19 protein-coding genes are annotated in these 22996 nt (G+C 40.0%); 9 read left to right on the top strand and 10 right to left on the bottom strand.

Annotation, left to right across the window (positions count from 1 at the left end; genetic code table 11):
• Positions 1–145 precede the first annotated feature (145 nt).
• Positions 146–1786: an L-glutamate gamma-semialdehyde dehydrogenase gene (gene pruA, locus JWR23_RS17500; protein ID WP_299517785.1), complete on the top strand. Its 1641-nt coding sequence runs from the start codon at positions 146–148 to the stop codon at positions 1784–1786.
• A gap of 327 nt (positions 1787–2113) precedes the next feature.
• On the opposite strand, the gene JWR23_RS17495 is transcribed toward pruA, so the two are convergent.
• From JWR23_RS17495 to JWR23_RS17480, 4 genes are all read right to left on the bottom strand, one after another.
• Positions 2114–2770: a carbonic anhydrase gene (locus JWR23_RS17495; protein WP_299517783.1), complete on the bottom strand. Its 657-nt coding sequence runs from the start codon at positions 2768–2770 to the stop codon at positions 2114–2116.
• A gap of 131 nt (positions 2771–2901) precedes the next feature.
• A complete protein-coding gene (can, locus tag JWR23_RS17490) occupies positions 2902–3624 on the bottom strand; it encodes a carbonate dehydratase (RefSeq protein ID WP_299517779.1) in 723 nt (240 codons plus the stop codon).
• A gap of 8 nt (positions 3625–3632) precedes the next feature.
• The gene (locus tag JWR23_RS17485) at positions 3633–5237 is read right to left on the bottom strand and encodes a SulP family inorganic anion transporter (protein WP_299517777.1); all 1605 of its coding nucleotides are present in this window, start codon (positions 5235–5237) and stop codon (positions 3633–3635) included.
• A 68-nt stretch (positions 5238–5305) separates the two neighbouring features.
• Positions 5306–5719, bottom strand: coding sequence for a hypothetical protein (locus JWR23_RS17480; protein ID WP_299517776.1), 414 nt, complete (start codon positions 5717–5719; stop codon positions 5306–5308).
• 23 nt (positions 5720–5742) lie between these two features.
• On the opposite strand from JWR23_RS17480, the gene JWR23_RS17475 reads away from it, so the two are divergent.
• The 5 genes from JWR23_RS17475 to JWR23_RS17455 all read left to right on the top strand — a co-directional run bounded on the left by JWR23_RS17475 (position 5743) and on the right by JWR23_RS17455 (position 10533).
• Positions 5743–7284, top strand: coding sequence for an acyl-CoA carboxylase subunit beta (locus JWR23_RS17475; protein ID WP_299517774.1), 1542 nt, complete (start codon positions 5743–5745; stop codon positions 7282–7284).
• Between the two features lie 84 nt (positions 7285–7368).
• The gene (locus JWR23_RS17470) at positions 7369–7794 is read left to right on the top strand and encodes an endonuclease domain-containing protein (protein ID WP_299517771.1); all 426 of its coding nucleotides are present in this window, start codon (positions 7369–7371) and stop codon (positions 7792–7794) included.
• A gap of 93 nt (positions 7795–7887) precedes the next feature.
• Positions 7888–8295: a GNAT family N-acetyltransferase gene (locus JWR23_RS17465; protein ID WP_299517768.1), complete on the top strand. Its 408-nt coding sequence runs from the start codon at positions 7888–7890 to the stop codon at positions 8293–8295.
• Between the two features lie 130 nt (positions 8296–8425).
• Positions 8426–9541 (top strand): M42 family metallopeptidase, encoded by a 1116-nt coding sequence (locus JWR23_RS17460; RefSeq protein WP_299517765.1) that lies wholly within the window; start codon positions 8426–8428, stop codon positions 9539–9541.
• An 89-nt stretch (positions 9542–9630) separates the two neighbouring features.
• Entirely contained in the window at positions 9631–10533 is a 903-nt protein-coding gene (locus tag JWR23_RS17455; RefSeq protein WP_299517763.1) for a sugar phosphate nucleotidyltransferase, read from the top strand.
• Between the two features lie 65 nt (positions 10534–10598).
• Here the strand turns inward: JWR23_RS17455 and nhaA are convergent, their stop codons facing one another.
• The 3 genes from nhaA to JWR23_RS17440 form a co-directional block, all read right to left on the bottom strand.
• Positions 10599–11777: a Na+/H+ antiporter NhaA gene (nhaA, locus tag JWR23_RS17450; protein WP_299517760.1), complete on the bottom strand. Its 1179-nt coding sequence runs from the start codon at positions 11775–11777 to the stop codon at positions 10599–10601.
• Positions 11778–11903: 126 nt separating this feature from the next.
• Complete coding sequence (locus JWR23_RS17445) at positions 11904–12833, bottom strand: DUF5996 family protein (RefSeq protein ID WP_299517758.1); 930 nt, start codon at positions 12831–12833, stop codon at positions 11904–11906.
• A 219-nt stretch (positions 12834–13052) separates the two neighbouring features.
• On the bottom strand, positions 13053–14804 hold the full coding sequence (locus tag JWR23_RS17440; RefSeq protein ID WP_299517756.1) for a DUF885 domain-containing protein: 1752 nt from the start codon (positions 14802–14804) through the stop codon (positions 13053–13055).
• Between the two features lie 78 nt (positions 14805–14882).
• Here JWR23_RS17440 and JWR23_RS17435 point away from each other — a divergent pair, with 78 nt between their 5' ends.
• Complete coding sequence (locus JWR23_RS17435) at positions 14883–15353, top strand: DinB family protein (protein ID WP_299517754.1); 471 nt, start codon at positions 14883–14885, stop codon at positions 15351–15353.
• 45 nt (positions 15354–15398) lie between these two features.
• On the opposite strand, the gene JWR23_RS17430 is transcribed toward JWR23_RS17435, so the two are convergent.
• Positions 15399–16691: an alpha/beta hydrolase gene (locus JWR23_RS17430; RefSeq protein WP_299517752.1), complete on the bottom strand. Its 1293-nt coding sequence runs from the start codon at positions 16689–16691 to the stop codon at positions 15399–15401.
• Between the two features lie 255 nt (positions 16692–16946).
• Between JWR23_RS17430 and JWR23_RS17425 the strand changes: the two genes are divergently transcribed.
• Positions 16947–19367 (top strand): outer membrane beta-barrel protein, encoded by a 2421-nt coding sequence (locus tag JWR23_RS17425; protein ID WP_299517750.1) that lies wholly within the window; start codon positions 16947–16949, stop codon positions 19365–19367.
• A gap of 4 nt (positions 19368–19371) precedes the next feature.
• Here the strand turns inward: JWR23_RS17425 and JWR23_RS17420 are convergent, their stop codons facing one another.
• The gene (locus tag JWR23_RS17420) at positions 19372–19752 is read right to left on the bottom strand and encodes a DUF1634 domain-containing protein (protein ID WP_299517747.1); all 381 of its coding nucleotides are present in this window, start codon (positions 19750–19752) and stop codon (positions 19372–19374) included.
• A 63-nt stretch (positions 19753–19815) separates the two neighbouring features.
• A complete protein-coding gene (locus JWR23_RS17415) occupies positions 19816–20652 on the bottom strand; it encodes a sulfite exporter TauE/SafE family protein (RefSeq protein ID WP_299517745.1) in 837 nt (278 codons plus the stop codon).
• 171 nt (positions 20653–20823) lie between these two features.
• Here JWR23_RS17415 and JWR23_RS17410 point away from each other — a divergent pair, with 171 nt between their 5' ends.
• A complete protein-coding gene (locus JWR23_RS17410; RefSeq protein ID WP_299517743.1) occupies positions 20824–22653 on the top strand; it encodes a UbiD family decarboxylase in 1830 nt (609 codons plus the stop codon).
• Positions 22654–22996: the final 343 nt, after the last annotated feature.

Genomic DNA, 22996 nt, shown 5'->3' with positions numbered 1-22996 from the left:
ACATTATCGGTACGTTATATTTTTAAGTAAATAGATCAGCTTATCCGCATTTCTGTCTCACTGTCACCCACCCGTAATTTGCACATCTGCATATCTGCACATCTGCACATTATCTGTATCTTTGGCATAACATTAACTGACCATTATGCTTAAAGGATTTTTTAATGTTCCGATACCGCAAAACGAGCCTGTATTAAATTACGGCCCCCGCAGTTTGGAACGGGCAGCGCTTAAAGTAGCTTTGGATGAAGCTCGCGCATATAAAATTGATATACCTATGTACATTGGCGCTAAGCAGGTACATACCGGCAAAAGGATGGAGATCCGTCCGCCACATGATCATAAACATTTACTGGCTAATTTTTTTGAAGGTGATAAAAGCACGGTAGAACAAGCTATTGATGCTGCCTTAGCTGCAAAAGCAGATTGGGAAAACCTGGCCTGGGAGCAACGTGCCTCCATATTTTTAAAGGCTGCCGATTTGCTTGCCGGCCCATACCGTGCAAAGATAAACGCGGCTACCATGTTAGGTCAATCAAAAAACGCTTACCAGGCCGAGATTGACGGGGCTTGTGAACTGATAGACTTTTTGCGCTTTAATGTGAATTATATGACCGAGATATACCGGCAGCAGCCGCCTATATCGCCCAAAGGAGTTTGGAACCGTGTGGAGCAGCGCCCGCTGGAAGGATTTATATTCGCGTTAACTCCATTTAACTTTACTGCTATTGCCGGTAACCTGCCAACATCAGCAGCTATGATGGGTAATGTAGTGGTTTGGAAACCCGCCTATACCCAAATATACGCGGCAAACGTGTTGATGCAGGTCTTCCTGGAGGCAGGAGTGCCGCCGGGTGTTATCAATTTAATTTATGTTGATGGTCCTGTTGCAGGTGATGTAATATTTAATCATCCTGATTTTGCGGGCATACACTTTACAGGCTCGACCGCCGTGTTCCAAAACATATGGCAAACCATTGGCACCAACATACACAAATACAAAACGTACCCGCGCATAGTTGGCGAAACAGGGGGTAAAGACTTTGTATTGGCACACCCAAGCGCTGATGCCGATGTAGTTAGTACAGCACTTTTGCGTGGCGCATTTGAATACCAGGGGCAAAAATGTTCTGCAGCTTCAAGAGCCTACATACCGGCATCGTTATGGCCGGCTATAAAAGAAACCATGCAGCGTGAAATGGCCACCTTTAAAATGGGCCCGGTAGAAGATTTTCAGAATTTTATTAACGCGGTTATCAGCGAGGTTTCATTTGATAAACTGGCAAAATATATTGACGATGCCAAAGCAGATGATAGTGTTGAAATAGTTGCCGGCGGTAATTATGATAAAACCCATGGCTGGTTTATTGAGCCTACAGTAATTAAAGTAAATGATCCGTTTTATGTAACCATGTGCGCAGAGTTGTTTGGCCCTGTATTAACGGTTTATGTTTATGAAGACGATAAATTTGATGAGATATTAGACGTTGTAGATAAAACATCCATTTACGCGCTAACAGGCAGTATCATATCACAAGACCGCTATGCAATCGCGAAAGCAACGCACCATTTACGTAACGCGGCAGGTAACTTCTATATTAATGACAAACCAACCGGCGCGGTTGTTGGTCAGCAGCCATTTGGCGGTGCAAGGGGCTCTGGCACCAATGATAAAGCCGGGTCAATGATCAACCTGTTGCGCTGGGTATCACCAAGAACTATTAAAGAAACTTTTGATCCGCCGAAGGATTACAGATACCCATTTTTGAGCTCTCCAACCCCCTAAAGGGGTGCAAAAAAAGTGTTTCACATCAGGTGTTTCACTCTAAATTTGCAAAAATCCATAAAACAGCATAAAAATCTTATTATAAGTCATTTATGCTATTTTACCTAAAGCTTTTGTACTGTTTCAAAGTGTTTCACTCATTTTGTCAAAATACTATATATCAATAGGTTAACCTGAAAGAGTGTTTCATGTGTTTCATTATTTTGTGAAACACTACATTACCTTTTTTTATATGTAATAACCGCTACTATCCGGCAGGGTATGTTGTTGATATAAGGATCAATAATGTCAACTAATGGGCTATTACTTACACAAGGGGGCAGGGGCCTACTTAAACCTAAATACATTATCCATATTAGCGTTATCATAAGCGCTAACTTTCATATCGGTTATTATACCTGTATTCAAGCTATACACCCAGCCATGTACACCAAGCGGTTGGCCCTTAAGCCATGCATTTTGCACGATGGATGTTTTACATAGATTGTGTACGTTTTCGATAACATTATATTCAACCAAACGGTCTGATCTTTCTACATCATCTTTTATAATATCCAGCTCATTTGCATGCAAGCGATATACGTCTTTAATGTGGCGCAGCCAGTTATCTATTAAGCCATATTCCTGGTTGGTCATGGCGGCTATTACACCACCGCAGCCGTAATGGCCGGTTACTATTACATGTTTTACTTCCAGCACATTTACTGCATAATCCAGCACCGAAAGCATATTCATATCGGTATGAATAACCATATTGGCAATATTACGGTGCACAAATATTTCGCCCGGTTTGGTGTTGGTTATCTGGTTGGCCGGTACACGACTATCAGCACAACCTATCCATAAAACTGGTGGGGTCTGCCCTTTTGCAAGGTTTACAAAGTATTCAGGATCAAGAGCTAATGTGTCTTTAACAAACTGTTTGTTTCCTTCCAGCAGGCCATTATATAAGCTACTATCTATGGTGTCTTTTTTAGCGCACATGAATATGATTAAGTTTTGTAGACATTACGGCATAAAAATATAAATTATATTCATGGTTATGCGGTAAAAAAATCCCGGTTACATTTATATGAAACCGGGATTACAATAGGATGCTATAAGTTGCTATTAAATTAATGGGCGGCCACCGCCTCCATTTCTAATTCATATACATAACCTAAATTTTGCGAATCGTTATTAGTTACCTTCAAATCTTTAACTAATCCTGTATTAATATCTACTACCCAGCCATGTACTTCCAGATCGTCGCGTTCTTTCCAGGCATTTTGTATAATAGTTGTTTTACACAAATTGTAGGCTTGTTCAACAACATTCAACTCAACCAGGCGATTAATTTTATGTTCCTGGTCTGTTATGCGGTCAAGCTCATGGCTGTGCAGGCGATATACATCCTTAATATGTCTTAACCAATTGTCAATTAAACCAAATTGCTTATTGCTTAATGCCGCTGCTACGCCGCCGCAATTGTAATGGCCCGCAACTATAATGTGTTTAACTTTTAATACGTTAACCGCATAATCTAACACACTTAGCATGTTCATATCTGAGTGTGCGCACACGTTGGCTATGTTACGATGTACAAATACTTCGCCCGGTTTGGTATTGGTTACCTCATTAGCAGGCACGCGGCTATCTGAGCAGCCAATCCACAATACCTCGGGACTTTGGCCCTTTGATAATTTTTTAAAGTATTCCGGGTCATCCTTTAATCTTGCATTTACCCATTCGCGGTTGCCGGATAATAAAGCGTTATAGCTTTCTTTTTGGGTAAGGTGTACTTTACCGGTTTTAGTAACCGGATCAATTATTTCGTTTTTTTGAATTTCGTTTTTCATGATCGTAATTAATTAGTGTGATAAATTAATTCTTTAAGTTTAGGCACATCGTAATGGTCTTTTATAGCAACCAGTTCTACAATGATGCCTTTAGTGTAAGCGTTTTGCTTATAGTTGTTGATGATCTCCAGCACATCCGGATCTATATACCTGGAATTAGAGCCATCAATTATTACTTCTGTTTCCTTAGGTAAACTGGTGAGTGTTATCTGAATGGCTGCTTTGTTTAAAAAAGAGACTTCTTCGGCAAGCTTTATGCGAATTATCTTTTTGTTCTCGCTATCCTCAATATGATAAAAATAAGGATTACGCATGTTGGTACGCAGTATATAAAATATACCTACCAGCATACCTATGCCTACACCAATTAACAGGTCTGTTAATACCACTGCAGCAATAGTTACCACAAAAGGAATAAATTGCGACAGCCCTTTATGCCACATATGTTTAAACAAGCTTATGCGAGCCAGCTTGTAGCCGGTAACCAACAGGATAGCAGCCAGGCATGACAGCGGTATATAATTTATAAGCCCCGGGATTAACAATAGTGATAACAACAATAATACACCATGTATAATAGCGCTCATTTTTGTACGTGCGCCCGCGTTAACATTTGCTGATGAACGGACTATTACCGCCGTCATAGGTAGCCCGCCAAGCAAGCCGCTTATTATATTGCCTGCACCCTGTGCAACCAGTTCGCGATTGGTAGGCGATATCCTTTTTATGGGGTCTATCTTATCGGCAGCTTCCAGGCTTAACAAGGTTTCTAAACTGGCCACTACAGCTATGGTAAAGGCGGTTATCCAAACATCCTTATTACCAATTGCCGAAAAATCAGCCGTTTTAAACAGGCCAAAAAACTCGGTGGCATTACCAACTACGGGTATGTTTACCAGTTGTTTCCCTTTTAACGCAAAATCGGTATCGGTAAATAAAAAGCTTAAAGCTACTCCGGAAAGTACAACCAATAATGGCGCGGGCACCATAGCCAGTTTTTTAAACCTGGGCCAATAAATCATTAACAAAAGTGATATGGAACTGATAATAACGGCGCCATAGTTTATTTTAGCTAATGCCCCCAAAACTCCCGAGAACGTATTGTGCTTGTCTATTTGGCTAAAACCTTCATCGCCTTCAAAATTAGCGTCATAGCCAACAGCATGCGGAAACTGTTTCATAATAAGAATTATGCCGATAGCGGCAAGCATCCCTTCTATTACTGCCGATGGAAAATAGTTACCTATAGTTCCGGCTTTAATAATGCCCAGTGTTATTTGCATAACACCGGCTAATACTACGCTCAATAAAAATAACTCGAACGAGCCAAGCCCGGTAATTGCGTTTAACACAATTACGGTTAACCCCGCGGCCGGGCCGGCAACGCTTAACTGAGAGCCGCTTAGCATACCAACCACTACACCGCCAATAATTCCGGTTAATAAACCCGAGAACAGCGGTGCGCCCGAGGCCAACGCTATGCCCAGGCACAGCGGGAGCGCAACTAAAAAAACAACAATACTTGAAGGAAGATCTTTTTTAAGATTTTTTGGCAAAAAATATTTTTTGAGATTAAGACTGCCCATAGCTGTCCCATCTTGCTTTAAATGCATATAGAATAGTTTGAATTAAAAAATTAAATGAATTGAAATTTAGTCCGGATCAGGGCCCGGATATTCATCTAAACGTTTGGAGGGGGCGTGGGTACCACAGGGTGATAAAGCTGAACCAACAGCGTATGTTCTAAATTATGCAGGTAATTGGTTTCAACCAAAAAAGGATCATAATGGAAAAATGCAAACAGATGCTCATCAAATACTTTCTTTTCTTTAAAAGCATCTTTTTCAGGATCATTTTTTTCTGATTTGGTTTCTTGCTCAAGTTGCAAAATTACTTTTGAAGCGATCCGGGCATCAAGAAATGAAAATACAGGAATAACCGATACTGCCATCTTTGCAAAAAAGACGAACATAAATAACAGGCTTATATATTTTCTAATATTCTTGGTATGCATTGGCGCAAATGTAGAAGAAATATTGCGAACAAACGCCACAGGAAAGTAAAAGGCTAATATTTTAATTGCTATTTTTATCATCTTACATTTTTCAAACCTGCATTGTGGATAATAAAATAAAGCAATTAAAACATAAACGCGAACAGGCCCTGGCCGGCGGCGGTGAGGTCCGTATTGAAAGCCAGCATAAAAAAGGTAAGCTTACCGCTCGCGAACGCTTACACTTTTTAATGGACGAAGGTTCTTTTCAGGAAATTGGTATGCTGGTTACGCATCGGTCTACCGACTTTGGTATGGAAAAGGAGAAGTATCCCGGCGACGGGGTTGTAACCGGTTACGGAACTGTGAACGGCAGATTGATCTATGTTTTCTCGCAGGATTTTACCGTTTTTGGCGGCTCACTTTCTGAAACCCATGCCGAAAAAATATGCAAGATAATGGAGCTGGCTATTAAAAACGGTGCCCCGGTTGTTGGTTTGAATGATTCGGGCGGCGCGCGTATACAGGAGGGTGTAGTATCATTAGGCGGCTATGCTGATATTTTTTACCGCAATACCATGGCATCAGGCGTGGTGCCGCAAATATCGGCCATTATGGGTCCGTGCGCGGGTGGTGCAGTGTATTCACCTGCTATTACCGATTTTATTTTGATGGTTGAGCATACCTCGTACATGTTTGTTACCGGGCCCAACGTGGTAAAGACCGTTACGCACGAGGTAGTTACTTCCGAAGAACTGGGCGGAGCAAATACGCATGCCAGTAAATCGGGCGTCACGCATTTTGCCTGTGCGAATGAGATAGAAGCTATCAAAAATGTTAAAAGCCTCTTAAGCTATATGCCGCAAAACTGCGAGGATAAAGCGCCGGCATTACCCTACGAACCCCAAAACGAATTACGCCCCGAACTGGGTACTATATTACCACAAGCAACATCACAGCCCTATGATGTGCGCGAGGTTATTAATCATTTAATTGACACCGATTCGTTCTTAGAGGTGCATAAAGACTTTGCCGAAAATATTGTTGTAGGCTTTGCCAGATTAGCCGGGCGCAGCATTGGTATTATAGCTAATCAGCCTGCTTTTTTGGCAGGAGTGTTGGATATTAATTCATCTACCAAAGGCGCGCGCTTTGTGCGCTTTTGCGATAGCTTTAATATTCCGCTATTAGTATTAGAAGATGTACCGGGCTTTTTACCGGGTACAGACCAGGAATGGAATGCCATTATTACCAATGGAGCTAAGTTACTTTATGCATTTTGTGAAGCTACCGTTCCACGTATTACGGTTATTACCCGTAAGGCTTATGGCGGCGCTTACGATGTAATGAACTCCAAACACATTGGTGCCGATATGAACTTTGCATGGCCATCTGCCGAAATTGCGGTAATGGGTGCTAAAGGCGCTGCCGAAATTATTTTCAAGCGCGAAATAATCTCTGCCGAAGATAAAGAAGCCAAATGGAAAGAAAAGGAACAACTATATTCAGACATCTTTGCAAACCCCTACCGCGCTGCCGAACGCGGCTTTATTGATGAGGTGATAGAACCCGCGGAAACCCGGCTAAAACTTATCCACGCCTTTAAAATGCTGGAGAATAAAGTAGTTAATAACCCGAGGAAAAAGCATGGGAATATACCTCTTTAAGGTTAAAGACTTAAAAAGCCCGGCCTAGTGCGATTCCCTCCCTTGGGAGGGGAAGGGAGGGGTTTAATAAAGCGATAAAGAAAAATGGTCAAAATAATTCCATATAACTCTAATCTAAAACGTCTCGCTAACAAGCTTAGAAAAGACATGACCTATGGCGAGGTTTTGCTTTGGAACGAACTGAAAAGAAATAAACTTTTTGGATTTGATTTTGATAGGCAACGCTGCATCGACAATTACATAGTCGATTTTTACTGTAAAGAGTTGTTATTAGCTATAGAAATAGATGGAATGTCTCATAATAATGAAGAGACATTTGCAAAAGATGAGATCCGACAAAAGAAATTGGAAAAATTAGGGGTAAGGTTTATTAGATTTTCAGAATCGGAAGTTAAAAATGATATGATGAATGTTCTGCGAGGTATTGAAGGTATACTTGTTGACATTATAAAAAGTAATCCTTCTATAAAATTGCCTAAGGAATTTGATGCGAGTTTATTGGATAGTTAACGAAACCCCTCCCTGCCCCTCCCGAGGGAGGGAATCGCACGGTCCTATGCTTTGCATAGTTTGTAAAACCTTTGTCCTTTCACCTTTTATCTCATGATAACTATCGAACAAATCCGCCCCGAACTAACCTGGCGCTTGCGGCGGCGGGTTATGTATCCCAACAAAAAGCTTTACGAAATGGAAATGGAGGAAGATAACCTCGGTTATCATTTTGGGGCATTTAAAGGGGATAGTTTGGTGGGCGTAGTTTCTTTATTTCAGCAAGGAACCGATTTTCAGTTTCGCAAATTTGCGGTAGATATTGATATGCAAAATATGGGAATTGGAAAAACCCTGTTAAATTATATAGAGGATTTTGCCATAGCCGAAGGTGCTAAACGGATATGGTGCAACTCACGTGTAACGGCAATGGGATTTTATTCACGATACGGTTTTGCAGGCACCGGTACCAGGTATACACAAAATGGGATAGATTATGAGGTTATGGAAAAAACCATTTAAGCAAAAGCTGAAAGATTAAGGCTTAAACATTATATCGATACCAAAAAAACCTTTTGCCTTTATCCTTTAACCTTTTACCTCAATTACTATATTTGCGATAGCTAATAAAAACGGCTGAAAACATAAAGCTATGTCTAAAAAAAAATCAGATAAAAAAGAACACGTTGCTATAGTAACAGATGCTTCCCTGTCTTTTCTTGAAAAATATATCAATAATGCCTCGCCTACCGGTTTTGAGTGGAAGGGCCAGCAGCTATGGCTGGATTATATTAAACCGTATGTTGACGATCATTACGTTGATAATTATGGTACAGCAGTAGCAATTATTAACCCCAAGGCCGAATATAAGGTAGTTATAGAGGCGCATGCCGATGAGATTTCATGGTTTGTAAATTATATTACCAGCGATGGTTTAATATATGTTATCCGTAACGGCGGTTCAGATCATCAGATAGCTCCTTCAAAAAGGGTTAATATTCATACTGATAAAGGGGTTGTAAAAGCTGTATTTGGCTGGCCGGCTATACATACCCGCCTGGCTGGCGAAAAAGAAGAGGCGCCATCACTTAAAAACATTTTTTTAGATTGCGGCTGCACCACAAAAGACGAAGTTGAAAAATTGGGTATTCACGTAGGTTGTGTTATTACTTATGAGGATGAATTCATTGTATTGAATGACCGCTACTACGTTGGCCGCGCTTTAGATAACCGTGTAGGTGGTTTTATGATTGCCGAAGTTGCCCGCCTGCTTAAAGAAAATAAAAAGAAATTGCCTTTTGGCTTATACATAGTAAATGCTGTACAGGAAGAAATTGGCTTGCGCGGTGCCGAAATGATAGCACATCGTATTAAACCAAACGTAGCTATTGTTACCGATGTTACGCATGATACTCAAACGCCAATGATAAGTAAGATAACCCAAGGCGACCTGGCTTGCGGTCGCGGTCCGGTTGTATCATACGCGCCCGCGGTACAAAATAACCTGAATAAGCTATTGATAGATACAGCCGAAAAAGAGGGTATCCCTTTCCAGCGCCAGGCTTCATCACGTTCAACAGGTACTGATACTGATGCTTTTGCCTACTCTAACGATGGTGTACCATCTGCATTGATCTCTTTATGTTTGCGCTATATGCACACCACTGTAGAAATGGTACATAAGGAAGATGCTGATAACGTGATCAGGCTGATTTATGAAGTATTACTAAATATCAAATCAGGACAAGATTTCCGGTATATTAAATAAACATTTTCTTAAAAATGATGTTGAAATATCCGTGGGTAATAATTCCCCGGGATATTGACAAAATTATTTAGCACCTCTTTAATTAAACTATGAAACCAACACTATTAATACTGGCCGCCGGTATGGCCAGCCGTTACGGAAGCATGAAGCAAATTGACGGATTTGGACCTAACGGAGAAACCATTATAGATTATTCTATTCATGATGCCATTAAGGCCGGATTTGGAAAAATAAGCTTCATTATACGCGAAGAATTTGTAGACTCTTTTAAAGCCATATTCGAACCTAAATTAAAGGGCAAGGTTGAAACAGATTATGTTTTTCAAAGCTTTGACCTGAAACCTTTTGGGATAGATAAAACTATTGAGCGTGCTAAACCATGGGGAACCGCGCATGCTGTATTGGCTGCCCGTAATCAGGTACATGAGCCTTTTTGCGTAATTAATGCTGATGATTACTATGGTTATGATGCATTTGAAAAGATGGTTAAGTTTTTAACTACCGAAGCATCGGATACGCAATATTCATTGGTAGGTTACCAGATAGATAAAACCTTGTCTGATTATGGTTCGGTATCGCGCGGTGTATGCGAGGTTGATGCCAATGGTAACATGACGGAAGTAAATGAACGCACCGAAGTTTATTTTACCGATGGTGGCAGCGTGGCTTATAAAGATGCCACAGGCGAACACCCTCTGCCAAATGATACCCGTGTATCTATGAATTTCTGGGGATTTACACCGGCTGTATTTAAACAAAGCGAGCAAATGTTCAGAGAATTTGTTGAAGCAAACGAACATAACCCTAAAGCAGAATTTTTTATTCCCTTAGTTGCTGATAAACTGATTAAAAGCGGTACAGCATCGTTTAAGGTAATACCTACCGCGTCAAAATGGTTTGGTGTTACTTATAAAGAGGATAAGCCTATTGTGCAAAAATCAATTTCGGAACTGGTAGCAAACGGAACATATCCGGCCAATCTTTGGAGCTAAAAAATAAAAGACTTACGAAGTTTTCAAAACTTCGTAAGTCTTTTCTAAAATATTATAGATCCTGCTTAACCGCGGGACTTGTTGTTTATGGCCAGTACGCTTTTTAAGTAGATAAACCCGGCTATGCCTGCAATAACAGATGCTATCAAAATAGCAAACTTTGCCTCAATGTTATAAATTGAGTTACCGAAGGATAATAAAGAGATAAATATAGACATGGTAAAGCCTATACCGGCTAATAAACCCATGCCTGTAATATGCCGCCAGGTTATTAATTCAGGTAATGAGCCTATTTTAAATTTAACCGAAAGCCAGGCAAAAAGCATTACCCCAACCGGTTTACCAATCAGCAATCCTAAAATAATCCCTAAACCTAATACACTGATAACGCCGTTAACCATATTAACTTCAAAATGAATGTTTGTATTGGCCAGCGCAAAAAGCGGCATTATAAAAAAGTTTACCGGGGTAGTTAATTGGTGTGCCAGTTTTTCTAATACCGGGCCTTTTTTAGAACTTATAGGTATAGTAAATGCTGTTAATACGCCTGCAATAGTGGCATGTACACCCGAGTGGTGTATAAAATACCATAATGCTATCCCCGGGATAATATAAAAGACCAAATGCTTTACGCCCAATTTATTCATCGACAGTAATAACAGGAATATACCCAAGCTTACCAATAAATAGAGCCAGTGCAATGTGGTTGAATAAAATATAGCGATGATTACTATAGCCAGCAGATCATCAACAACCGCCAGGGTTGATAATAAAACTTTAAGCGCGGGTGGTACCAATTTTCCTAAAAGGGCCAAAACGCCCAATGCAAATGCTATATCAGTAGCCATTGGTATTGCCCAGCCTGCGCCGGTATTAGTGCCATAATTTAATGCGAAGAATATTACTGCCGGCACCATGGCCCCGCCTATCGCGGCAAATATGGGTACCGCGGCAATTTTAAAGTTAGATAAGTGCCCGCCGATAATCTCATTTTTAATTTCCAAACCTATCAGGAAAAAGAAAACTGCCATTAAGCCATCATTGATCCAGTTTAATAAAGAATACTCTAATTGAATTTGGGGAGATTCATAACCAACTTTAAATGATAACAGTTTTGTGAAACCCTGGCTAACTGATGAATTGGCAATGATTAAAGAAATAATTACACATATAATTAGTATTACACCGCTGGCTTGTTCAGATTTTATAAATTCTAAAAATTCCCCGCTTTTACGTTTTATCATTTGGTTAGGTAGCTTTTATAAAAGTACAAAAACTAAATGCCCATTCAAGCGTCAATGCTTAAATGAAGGATATATAAGTCTAAACCTAATTAAATATTTACCTTTAACTCGCCGGATGAGTTATCTTCATCTCTCCAACCACGAGAAATCACACTCTAAAGCATTCCTGTCCCAATTGCCGGTATTCGCCGCGGCTATATAGGTAGTTTCTAAAAATTCAAGCAATGTTTTTTCAGGATTAGCAGCCAATCGCACATCATCATACTTTAAAAAGAACTCGCCCATTTCGGTGCTATAAAATGCCTGGGTTGGTTTAACCGGTTGCTTGCTAAATGCAGCCGGGGTGGGGTAGCAGTAGGCATAAAAAGTTGGGTAAGGAAATTGCTCATTGCCGGGCCAAAAGCCACAACTACTTACTTCATGCGAATAAGCTTCCTGCGTTACGCGGTCGGGCATATTGGGTATACCCCCGGGATGCAATGGCGCCCGCCTGCCCGAGAAACGGGTAACAGCCAGATCAAACGCCCCCCAAAAAAAGTGAACAGGGCTGCACTTGCCGCTAAATTTTGAGCGGAACCCGGTGAAAATTGTGTTAATGGTTAATAAAGCTTTAAAAAACTTGTTTATCTGTTCTTTATCGTATGATCGATGAATGTCGTCCTGTTCAAAAGGTATAGCTGGGTCAATTTCATTTGGTTTGGCATAAATAGTAACGTCAATACCCAATATTTTCAGCTTTTCAAAAAGTTCCTTGTAAAAGCTCGCTACAGTGCGCGGGTATAATTCTATTCTTTGGCTTTCGCCGGAACTGCAGGTAACTATCAACTCATGCGCTATAAAATCAAAATCAATCTGGAAGCTGCCATCCCCGTAAGATATGCTATGGGTAGTTAAGCCACGCGGATAAACATATAAGGTAACGTGCCATGAGTGATTGAGCCAGGGCGTTTTTTTTAACCGTATTTTGCCAACTATCTGTGTCCAAAGTTGTACGGTAGCAACTGTGTCTTTTAGTTGATCGAAAATTAGTTCGGGCCAGTTGGTATTAGTTGTCATTATAGTTTAATTAAAAATTGTCATTTCCAACCGAGGGAGAAATCATACAAGTGTATGGTTGGATGTATATGATAGATCCCACACTATTGTTTGCGATGACAAAACTCAAAAACGATTATTTATTTTACAAGCTGAATGATCGCTTATATATTATTACAACAATATCTTCCTATTGTTTAAGATAACACAGAAACAGCTCACATTCCCCTCACTATATGATTATTTATTCCCCAGCATAGCAGTTCTTATAAACTTAACAGGAACGCTGCCATAGCTCAGAAATTTTTCGTTAAAATCTTTCAGTTTGTATTTGTCGCCCATTTTGGTTTTATAAGCTTCGCGTAAATCGATGATCTCTTTATAACCATCGTAATAGCTATCTAATTGTACACTGGTAACACTTACACGTTTCCATTTACCTTCGGCCTCTGCCTGCTGTTGAAAAGCTTCTTTGGTAAGAAACGTCATAGCTTGTTCTTTGGTCATGCTCAAACAATGCACAGCATAATCTAAAATGCTATTACAAACAGACCGCAAGTGCCACTTGTACCACATCAGCTTCATTTCGGGCGAATCATCATAACCATTTTCCAACATCATTTGTTCGCTGTAAACGGCCCAGCCTTCAATCATGGCCGTATTGCCAAAAATGGCTTTAATCTTGCTTTGGGCTTTATTAGCATATACTTGCTGTACATAATGCCCGGGTATGGCTTCATGTATACATAGTATTTGTAAAATATATTGATTGTATTCGCGCAGGTAACTTTCGGCTTTATCTGGGGGCAGGGCAGAAAGATTACTTATATAAAAGTAAGAGTTTCCTCCCTTGTCGTAAGCTCCCGGTAAGCTCATAGAGGCAAATGCCGCGTTAGCAAAATAAGCGGGTAGTTTACGTACCAGTAATGGTTTAGTAAGGTCAACTGTAACCAGGTCCCTGGCTTTTAAAAATGCTGTTAATTTAGGGAACTGGTTTTCAATGGCCGACTGAAACGCGCCAGGTGTGGTGTGCTTGCCCGAGAGCGTATCCAATACCCGGCTTATCATTTCAAGCGAATCAGCAGGCATGGTTTTCTTTCCGAAATATTTTGGCCAAAGCTGTCGGCTTAGTTTGGTCATTTCGCGGTGTACCTGTTTCTTCCTTTCGCCCGCCATGTTAAATAACTGCTGTGCGCTGTAGGCAGATTGTGTTTCGTATTTAAACTTATCATCATAAAATTCCTTACCCAGCCTGAAACTGCGGGCATGGTCATTCTTAATGTTTTTTAACCAGGCTATATAGGCTCTAATACTTTCTGCTGATATTTTAGCCCGTTCCGTCATTTTTTTCTGCTCGTCCTTAGGGATATTAGTTTTCTTTAATGAGTCTAAGAAGTCTTTTTCCATTACATTAATGCCACCTGTTTGCTGTTCAATAGCCTGGTCGGTTAACTCGGGTACCGGATTTTTAATTTGCTTTTCGGCCTCTTTATAATAAGCAGGCAGGTCTGCCATTTTTTCATAGAAATTACGCAAACGCTTAGCTAAAGGCGCATAAGGCTTATTTAGTATTTGTGCAAATGTGCCAACAACATTATAATGGGTGGGGTTCCACTCGTATGCTTTAAGTATCATGATTTGCCAATTGGTATAATCCAAATGGTTTTGCATCAGGCGATAATCTATTTTATTCAATTCCGACAGATCATTCACCTCGAAACGCGACAAAGAATCATTTTGCAACTTAATAAAATTAAGCATGGCATCCCGGCTTTTCTCGTTAGGGATAACCAATAAGCTATCATATTTATGATAGCCTTCGCCGGTTGCCCAATCGGGGTTAAGTTTCCATAAAGCATCCAGAAAATGTTCTTCATAAGCTGTAAATGCCTCGTTGCCTTTTTTGTCTGATGGGCCACTACCGGCATCTTTTTTACATCCTATAAACAAGGTAGCACATACTATAAGAAGAAGCAATATTTTCCTGACCATTACAGATAATGTTTTGTTGCATAAACTTAGAACATTTAACCCAAAAAAGCGATTGTCTATTAAAAACAAACACCTGTTATGAACAACGAGCATGAAATTATTATTGATGAAGTAGTAAAACTACTACAAGGCGGCAGCGCCCATATTAGCTTAAAAGGTGCACTAAAGGGCCTTCCTGCCGAAGCGCGGGGGGCTACACCAGATAAACTACCTTATAGCATATGGCAATTGGTAGAACATATACGTATTGCCCAATGGGATATGGTGCAATTTTGCTTGAATGCCAACCATAAATCGCCAAAATGGCCGGATGATTACTGGCCAAAGGAAAGCTCCCCCGCAGACGATGAAGCCTGGGAAAACTCTTTAAAGCAAATAGATAATGATCTTACAGAATTTATTGAACTGGTAAAAAAAGAGGATATTTATAAAAAGCTTCCGCATGGCAACGGGCAAACCATTTTACGCGAAGCCCTGCAAATTGCAGATCATAACGCTTATCATATCAGTGAGATAATTGTGATAAGAAGGTTGCAGGATAATTATTAAGCAGTTCTCTATAGGGCCTCCCTTCCGGGGAGGGTTGGGTGGAGCTTACTTTACTCCTTTCACAAAGTCAATCACACTCGTCACTAATTCAGGTTTCAAAGGCAGGTCTGGTTGATTATAAGTAGCCAGGTTCTGTGTCTTATCGGCAGGGGCATCTTTAAGTACATGGTTCATGCCATGGATAATGGTTAGTATGGATGTTGATTTTCCCTTTTTTAGTTTATCAGCATCTTCAAGCGTTACCTGCAAGTCGGTAGTGCCTTGTACAATTAATGTTGGGATTTTTAATTTTTTTATCTCTTTCTGCGGATCGAACCTGCACCAGCTCATTACATACATTTGTATACTTGGCCTGATTATAAAATATAACGAAGGGTCGACGCTTTTTTGGACCTTACCTCTGCGTAATGAATCCATGACTTTTTTAAAACCATCAGCAAGATATTGCGGCTGCGATTTCATTTGTTCGGTTAATACCTCTTCGGCCGGCCGGCCGGCGCCGGCAAGTGAAATAAAAGCGTTAACACTTGTTTCAGTAGCCCTGGAAGCAAGCATCCCAACCAACGAACCCTCGCTATGGCCCATTACAATTACCTTTGAAAACCGCTGATCTTCTTTTAATAAATTGATCAAACCAATGGCATCATCTACATAGTCGTCAAAACGCAGTTCGCTTTCTTTACCAGAGCCTGGGCTTTCGCCAACCAGGCGTTTATCATAACGTAAAGATGCGATGCCATTTTTGCCTAAAGCTTCGGCCATTAATTTATAGTCATTTGTAGCCAGGTTAAGTTTGGCACTGTTACCATTACGGTCAACCGGGCCCGAGCCCGCAATTATTAACACAACCGGAAATTTATCTTTTGCATCTTTTGGTACCGCCAAAGTACCGGAAATAGAACCCGACAATGTTTTTAACAATATTGGCGATTCTGTTATAGCCTGATCGATCCTGGTATCAATTTTAGCAGGCTCCTGATAGGGGGTTAATACCAATCCAATTATTTGGTCTTTACTATTTAATGAGATATTAAGTAAAAATGTTCCATTTTGAAAAGTAGCTTTATAAACAGCCAGTGGATTATTGTATTTCAGGAATTCGGTTTTTAACAGTTGCCCAAGCTGCCCTCTTAACTGCGTTGTAGTAGTTTTAAATTTATCCCCAGGTAAGGCTGCCATCATTTCGGGACTAAAGTCTTTAGAAATACTGTCGGGGCTATTAGCATTATAAAACTTTTTAAACTGGATTGCAGTAGCCATATATTTTGGTGGTTCGGCCTGTGCAAAAATCTTAACTGTAAAAAGTATGGTCAGTAAAAAAAAAGCTATTTTTTTCATTTATCAGTGGTAATATTTTACTGGGGAAAATTAATAAAAATAGGGATAACTTTTTTTTATTATATAATTTAGAAACTTATATATCATATAAGTCGGATATTGATAACTTTAGTTGCAAATAAGGTGTAAAAACCCGATAATAGATATTTTATACGCATAAGTTATTGCATATTTATAATTTAATATTAGGTTATAATAAATTCTACATCAATACATTTAATGAAGTTTTTAACGAGGGGCTTATTAATAACGTTCATGGTGTGTGCGTACAGCTATTCATACGCACAAACAAGTCTTTCGGAAATTTATGGTAAGGTTTCTGATGATAAGCATTTGGCTGCTGAAGCTGCTACGGTTATATTGTTGGCTGCAGCTGATTCATCTATCATCAAATCAATAGGCTGCGATGTAAATGGCTTGTTTAAATTTAGTACCAAACCAGGTAATTATTTACTACTGGTAAGCAAAATAGGGTATGAACAATCTTTAACCGGTCCGTATGAACTGATGGCGGGTAAAGAAGTTGTTAACAACGATATTGTACTTGTCCCTCATCTTCCACAATTAAAAGAAGTTTCTATAACCGCTCAGCGGTCTTATGTGGAAGTTAAACCGGGTAAGGTTGTATTAAATGTTCAAAGCAGTATAATTGCTGAAGGAAATTCTGTAATTGAAATTTTACGACAGGCACCGGGTGTACATGATGATGGTCATGGCAATTTAAGTATTATTGGCCGCCAGGGTGCTTTAATAACAATTGATGGCAAGCAGGTAAATTTATCGGGGCAAGATCTAACTGATTTACTACAAAGTATGCCGGGCAGTAATGTACAGCAGATAGAGTTAATAGCCAATCCGTCATCAAGATATGAGGCTGGGGGCGCGGGTGTGATAAATATCGTTTCAAAAAAAGGAACTAATGCAGGTACAAACTTTACAGCGAATGCTGGCATTGGTTATGGTAAATTTTACAAAACCAATGCAGGGTTAAATTTTAATACCCGCATGGATAACGTAAATATTTTTGGTAATTACAGTTATCTTCAAAATAAAACCTTTCACAATATTACTACAGATCGGATTATCAACTATAGTGGTTTATTAAGTGATTATGATGTTAATTATTCTGCCACCCAATTAGGCAAAAGTCATAATTTTAGGTTAGGTACAGATATTGTTATTTCACATAATAGTACATTGGGCTTTTTAGTAAGCGGCACGGTTAATAATAATGATTATATAAAAAATAATGTATTAAATATCAGTAACCAAGGCAAGCTGGATTCTACCATATCTACCATGTCAAAGCCAAATCGGGGGCAAAGTAATATAAGCTATGATGTTAATTATACCGGCAAACTGGATGCCGCAGGAAAAACGCTATCAGCAGATTTAGTATTTAATAAGATTGACCGTCACTCTGCCGAGTATATAGACAATCATTTTTATAATGCTGCCGGCGTCAGTTACCGTTTGCCCTTGTACCTGCAAAACCTATCACCATCTGTCATACATATTTGGGCGGCAAAGATTGATTATGTTAACCCGCTTTCAAAAACATCACAAATAGAGGCCGGTGTAAAATACAGTTGGGTAGAGAGTAATAATGATTTGGTTTTTGGGCCCAAAGTAAATGGCATTTATACAAGCTCCCCTAAGTTTAGCAATACCTTTATATTTAAGGAAAATATTAACTCGGGTTATATCAATTACACTAACAATATAGGTAAATTAAATATGACGGCAGGGTTACGCATTGAAGAAACCAATTCGACCTCGACCTCGGCAACCACGATGAAATATACTAAAAAAAGCTATTTGGATTGGTTCCCACAATTGCAGCTGATTTACCAGGCCGACGAAAAAAATGAGTTTAATTTTAGCTTTAACCGTGGTATAACCAGACCGCAATATGAGGATATAAACCCGTTTTTATATTATGTTGATTTGTATGATTATCGCTCAGGCAATCCCAACTTACTTCCTCAATATGCCAATAGGATACAATTATCGCATACCTATAATAAAACATTTATAACCACTTTATATGCCGCTGTTATTACTGATCTTTATGATTTAACTGATTATTCACAAAATGACTCATCAAAAGTAAATATTACCACAAAGAAAAATTTCGGCTCCTTTTCGGGCGTAGGCTTAAAGTTTTTTGCCCCTGTTACATTTAATGCATGGTGGAATGGCAATTTTTTAGCGGATGCCTCTTATCAGCGCTTTAAGGCCTATCCTGAAAATGGTAATTTAAATAAAGGTACGTCGGATATCATTTTATCAAGTGAGCAAGATTTTAAAATATGCAGTACAATGTCTGCACAACTTACCGGTAAATACGAAACGCCTAATTTTTATGGCATTGGCCAGATCAAGGCAAATTATCGAGTGGACGCGGGTATTAGTAAGCAGCTGTTTAATAAAAATGGAACGTTGCGGTTAACTATAAATGATATTTTTAATACCTATAGAGATAGGGCAGTTGTTAATTATCAAAACCTTAATATGACAATTTATGACAAGATAGAGACCCGGGTTATAAGATTAGGCTTTACTTATCGTTTTGGAAATACGTCACTTAAAGGAACAACCCGGCATAGTGCCGGTAATGAAGATGAGCAAAAGCGTGCAACTGGCGGGGTGGCCGGTAATACATCCGGAAATTAATAACCTATCCCGCGTGCCCGCTTAGCATGCTGATGAAAATTATTAGTAAGACCAATATCGTAATACTTGTATACAAATAATCTTTCTCTAATATAAACCCCACTGCCGAAAATAGTACGCGTATAATAGGTGTGGCTATTAATAAAACGATGCCGCCTTGTATTACTGCTCTGCCCCTAAAAGTTAATATGCCATGTAAAATATTGGCGCCGGTTCGCACAAAATCTGGTACACCTTTAAATGTGTGGTAATCAGCTATCTCATTTCCATGCCTGTATAGGTACACTATTCCCCCAAAAAGTACAATGCCGATGGAAAGAAATACACCTGTGCGTAATACCCAGCCTATTGCAGATTGTATATCTGTATCTTTAAGTTTGTTCATTTGTATAGCACTATTTTATTATATATCTACTAAATCTCTTATCACCAATAACTAATCACTATTTTAAATCTTTCCCATTATACCGTTATAAATCATCTGTATAGCCAGTACACTTACCACCACCGAAAAAACTACCCTTATCCATTTGGATGAAGTACTGTTTACCAATATCTTCGACCCGCTCATGGCACCAAGCAATACACCAATAACAACCGGCATTGACAGGCCCGGATCAATATACCCCCGCTGCAGGTAAACCACCGCGCTTGCCGCAGCAGTAACACCAATCATGAAATTGCTGGTAGTGGTTGAAACCTTAAACGGTATACGCATAATGCTATCCATGGCCAAAACCTTTAAAGCGCCGGATCCTATCCCCAGCAGGCCCGATATAACACCTGCAAATAACATCATGAAAAAGCCGCCTGCTACATTATTTACACCGTACTCAACCTCGCCATCTGCTGTTGGATAGCTGCTGTTAAGCTTTAGTTTTTCGGCCAGGTAGCTTTTGTGTTTAGTGATCTGCCCGGTTTTTTTTCGTAATGACATTAAAGCTGATGATATTAATATCAACCCAAATAGTATGGCTATATAATGTGTGGATGTATAAATTGCCAGCATAGCGCCTGTCATGGCCCCTGCCGTTGTAGCTATTTCTAAAAACATACCCAGCCGCATATTGGTAATACCCTCTTTTACGTAAGCCGCTGCTGATCCGGACGATGTGGCAATAACTGATATAAGGGACGCGCCAATAGCATAATGAATATCAACATGCAATAATAAGGTGAGTAAGGGGATGATGATAAACCCGCCGCCCAGGCCGGTTAGCGAACCTAACAGGCCCGCGAAATACGAGCCGATGAGTATAATAATAGTGAGCTCAATTACCGACATATTAACACCAAAACGTTTAGGCTCTAAAAGTAATAATAACTTTTTTTAAGCACATTGTTTAATGTTTGTCTATGGATTTAGTGGAGAACAGAGCCTGATTTAGAATGATAAAATACTATACCATCATACACTTTTTCAATTTGTACATTTGCTGCTGTTTAGCTAATTAATATGGGTTACCCAAGTTTACAAGCCTGCATTACCGACCTTGAAAAACATGGTCATTTAATACGTATAAAAGAAGAGGTTGACCCTTATCTGCAAATGGCACAAATACACCTGCGCGTGTTCGAGCATGGCGGGCCGGCCATTTTATTCGAAAATGTAAAGGGTAGTAAATTTCCCGCGGTATCTAATTTGTTTGGTACGCTGGAGCGCTCTAAATTTATTTTCAGGGATTCGCTGGATAAAGTAAAGACATTGGTCGACATAAAATCAGACCCCTTAAAAGCTATCAAACATCCCTTTAAGTATGGTAGTGTGGCGCTTACCGCCTTATCGGCTTTGCCGATGAAAGTGGGTAAGAAAGATTTTGCTAAATGCGATATCAGTGATCTGCCGCAAATTGTAAACTGGCCCAAAGATGGTGGTCCGTTTGTTACCATGCCACAGGTTTATACCGAGGATAGCGACAAGCTCGGTATTATGAATGCCAACCTGGGCATGTACCGCATACAAATGGCTGGCAATGATTATATATTAAACAAAGAAATTGGCCTGCACTACCAACTGCACCGTGGCATAGGTGTACACCAAACCAAGGCCAATGCAAAAGGGCAGCCGTTAAAGGTAAGTATATTTGTAGGCGGCCCGCCGTCGCACCCGGTGGCAGCAGTGATGCCGTTACCCGAGGGCCTATCAGAAATGACCTTTGCCGGCGCTTTGGGTAATCGCCGTTTCCGCTATTTTTATGATGAAGAAGGGTTTTGTATTTCTGCAGACGCGGACTTTATAATAACCGGCACGGTAGAGCCGCACGAAAATAAACCAGAGGGCCCGTTTGGCGATCATTTGGGTTATTATAGTTTAGCACACCCGTTCCCGTTACTAAAAGTTCATAATGTTTATCATCGTAAGGATGCGGTATGGTCGTTTACAGTAGTAGGCAGGCCACCGCAGGAAGATACCAGTTTTGGCGCGCTGATACATGAAATTGCCGGTTCGGCTTTATCGCAGGAAATACCAGGATTACACGCGGTTAATGCCGTTGACGCAGCGGGAGTGCACCCTCTGTTATTTGCCATAGGCAGTGAGCGCTATACGCCCTATATAAAAGAACGTAAACCACAGGAAATATTAACCATTGCCAACCATATATTAGGTAAGAACCAATTGAGCCTGGCTAAATACTTGTTCATTGCCGCGCAGGAGGATGACCCAAAACTAAATGTAAATGATATTGGTGCTTTTTTAACACACATACTGCAGCGCATAGATTTAACCCGTGATTTGCATTTTCATACCAAAACCACTATTGACACCTTAGATTATAGCGGCAGCGGACTAAATTCCGGCAGTAAATTAGCGGTTACCGTTGCCGGCGATATTAAGCGTGAGCTATGGAGCGGTGTGCCTGCAGGTTTTGAATTGCCGCTGCCATTTATTAATTACAAAATGGTAATGCCGGGTGTGCTGGCCGTCGAGGTTCCTAACAATATAAGAACCAGCGATATGCCCCTGATGTTGGAAATTTTACAGGAACATTTTGGCGAAACCGATCTGTCGGGCATCCCGTTAATGGTATTGTGTGATAATGCTGCCTTTACTGCCCAAAACCTGAATAACTTTGTGTGGGTAACCTTTACCCGCAGCAACCCATCGCATGATATTTATGGTATTAATGAATTTATAGAGCATAAGCACTGGGGCTGTAATGGTCCGCTGATAATTGACGCGAGGATCAAACCGCATCATGCACCCGTGTTAGAGAAAGACCCGGAAGTTGAGAAGCTGGTGGATAAAATGGGAGAAAAGGGTGGAGCGTTGTACGGGATTATTTAGTACTACTTGTCATCCTGATATTTCATCCTGAGTTATAAAATTTCACAAGTCTTACAAGGTTTAAACAAGCACGTCATGGCAGTGTACTGTACCACGAACACGTTGATACACCTGAGTACACCCTGGTACACTTGAAGCACATGCTTATAAAAAAACGTTTCTTTTATAGCATATACCTGACCAATAATTCTCAATTATTAAACGTTAAATAATAGTACTCTGTTGTAAATCAGGCTTCAGTGATTTGCCGTTGCTTTTTTATTTTTTAAATGGGAGTAAAGATTATCACAATAGTGTTGAAAACTTTTGGTGGTAAAATGTGTTAAAAAGTGGTAAAACTAAT

Source organism: Mucilaginibacter sp., from assembly GCF_028288205.1.
Lineage (GTDB): Bacteria > Bacteroidota > Bacteroidia > Sphingobacteriales > Sphingobacteriaceae > Mucilaginibacter.
The sequence above is the reverse complement of the archived record's forward strand: the minus strand, read 5'-3'. Positions and strand labels throughout refer to the sequence as shown.

Bases quoted from the DNA above. Each gene is read 5' to 3' on its own strand.
- pruA (WP_299517785.1), top strand. From the start codon at position 146: ATGCTTAAAGGATTTTTTAATGTTCCGATACCGCAAAACGAGCCTGTA.
- JWR23_RS17495 (WP_299517783.1), bottom strand. From the start codon at position 2,770: ATGTGCGCTAAAAAAGACACCATAGATAGTAGCTTATATAATGGCCTG.
- can (WP_299517779.1), bottom strand. From the start codon at position 3,624: ATGAAAAACGAAATTCAAAAAAACGAAATAATTGATCCGGTTACTAAA.
- JWR23_RS17485 (WP_299517777.1), bottom strand. From the start codon at position 5,237: ATGCATTTAAAGCAAGATGGGACAGCTATGGGCAGTCTTAATCTCAAA.
- JWR23_RS17480 (WP_299517776.1), bottom strand. From the start codon at position 5,719: ATGATAAAAATAGCAATTAAAATATTAGCCTTTTACTTTCCTGTGGCG.
- JWR23_RS17470 (WP_299517771.1), top strand. From the start codon at position 7,369: ATGGTCAAAATAATTCCATATAACTCTAATCTAAAACGTCTCGCTAAC.
- JWR23_RS17465 (WP_299517768.1), top strand. From the start codon at position 7,888: ATGATAACTATCGAACAAATCCGCCCCGAACTAACCTGGCGCTTGCGG.
- JWR23_RS17460 (WP_299517765.1), top strand. From the start codon at position 8,426: ATGTCTAAAAAAAAATCAGATAAAAAAGAACACGTTGCTATAGTAACA.
- JWR23_RS17455 (WP_299517763.1), top strand. From the start codon at position 9,631: ATGAAACCAACACTATTAATACTGGCCGCCGGTATGGCCAGCCGTTAC.
- nhaA (WP_299517760.1), bottom strand. From the start codon at position 11,777: ATGATAAAACGTAAAAGCGGGGAATTTTTAGAATTTATAAAATCTGAA.
- JWR23_RS17445 (WP_299517758.1), bottom strand. From the start codon at position 12,833: ATGACAACTAATACCAACTGGCCCGAACTAATTTTCGATCAACTAAAA.
- JWR23_RS17440 (WP_299517756.1), bottom strand. From the start codon at position 14,804: ATGGTCAGGAAAATATTGCTTCTTCTTATAGTATGTGCTACCTTGTTT.
- JWR23_RS17435 (WP_299517754.1), top strand. From the start codon at position 14,883: ATGAACAACGAGCATGAAATTATTATTGATGAAGTAGTAAAACTACTA.
- JWR23_RS17430 (WP_299517752.1), bottom strand. From the start codon at position 16,691: ATGAAAAAAATAGCTTTTTTTTTACTGACCATACTTTTTACAGTTAAG.
- JWR23_RS17425 (WP_299517750.1), top strand. From the start codon at position 16,947: ATGGTGTGTGCGTACAGCTATTCATACGCACAAACAAGTCTTTCGGAA.
- JWR23_RS17420 (WP_299517747.1), bottom strand. From the start codon at position 19,752: ATGAACAAACTTAAAGATACAGATATACAATCTGCAATAGGCTGGGTA.
- JWR23_RS17415 (WP_299517745.1), bottom strand. From the start codon at position 20,652: ATGTCGGTAATTGAGCTCACTATTATTATACTCATCGGCTCGTATTTC.
- JWR23_RS17410 (WP_299517743.1), top strand. From the start codon at position 20,824: ATGGGTTACCCAAGTTTACAAGCCTGCATTACCGACCTTGAAAAACAT.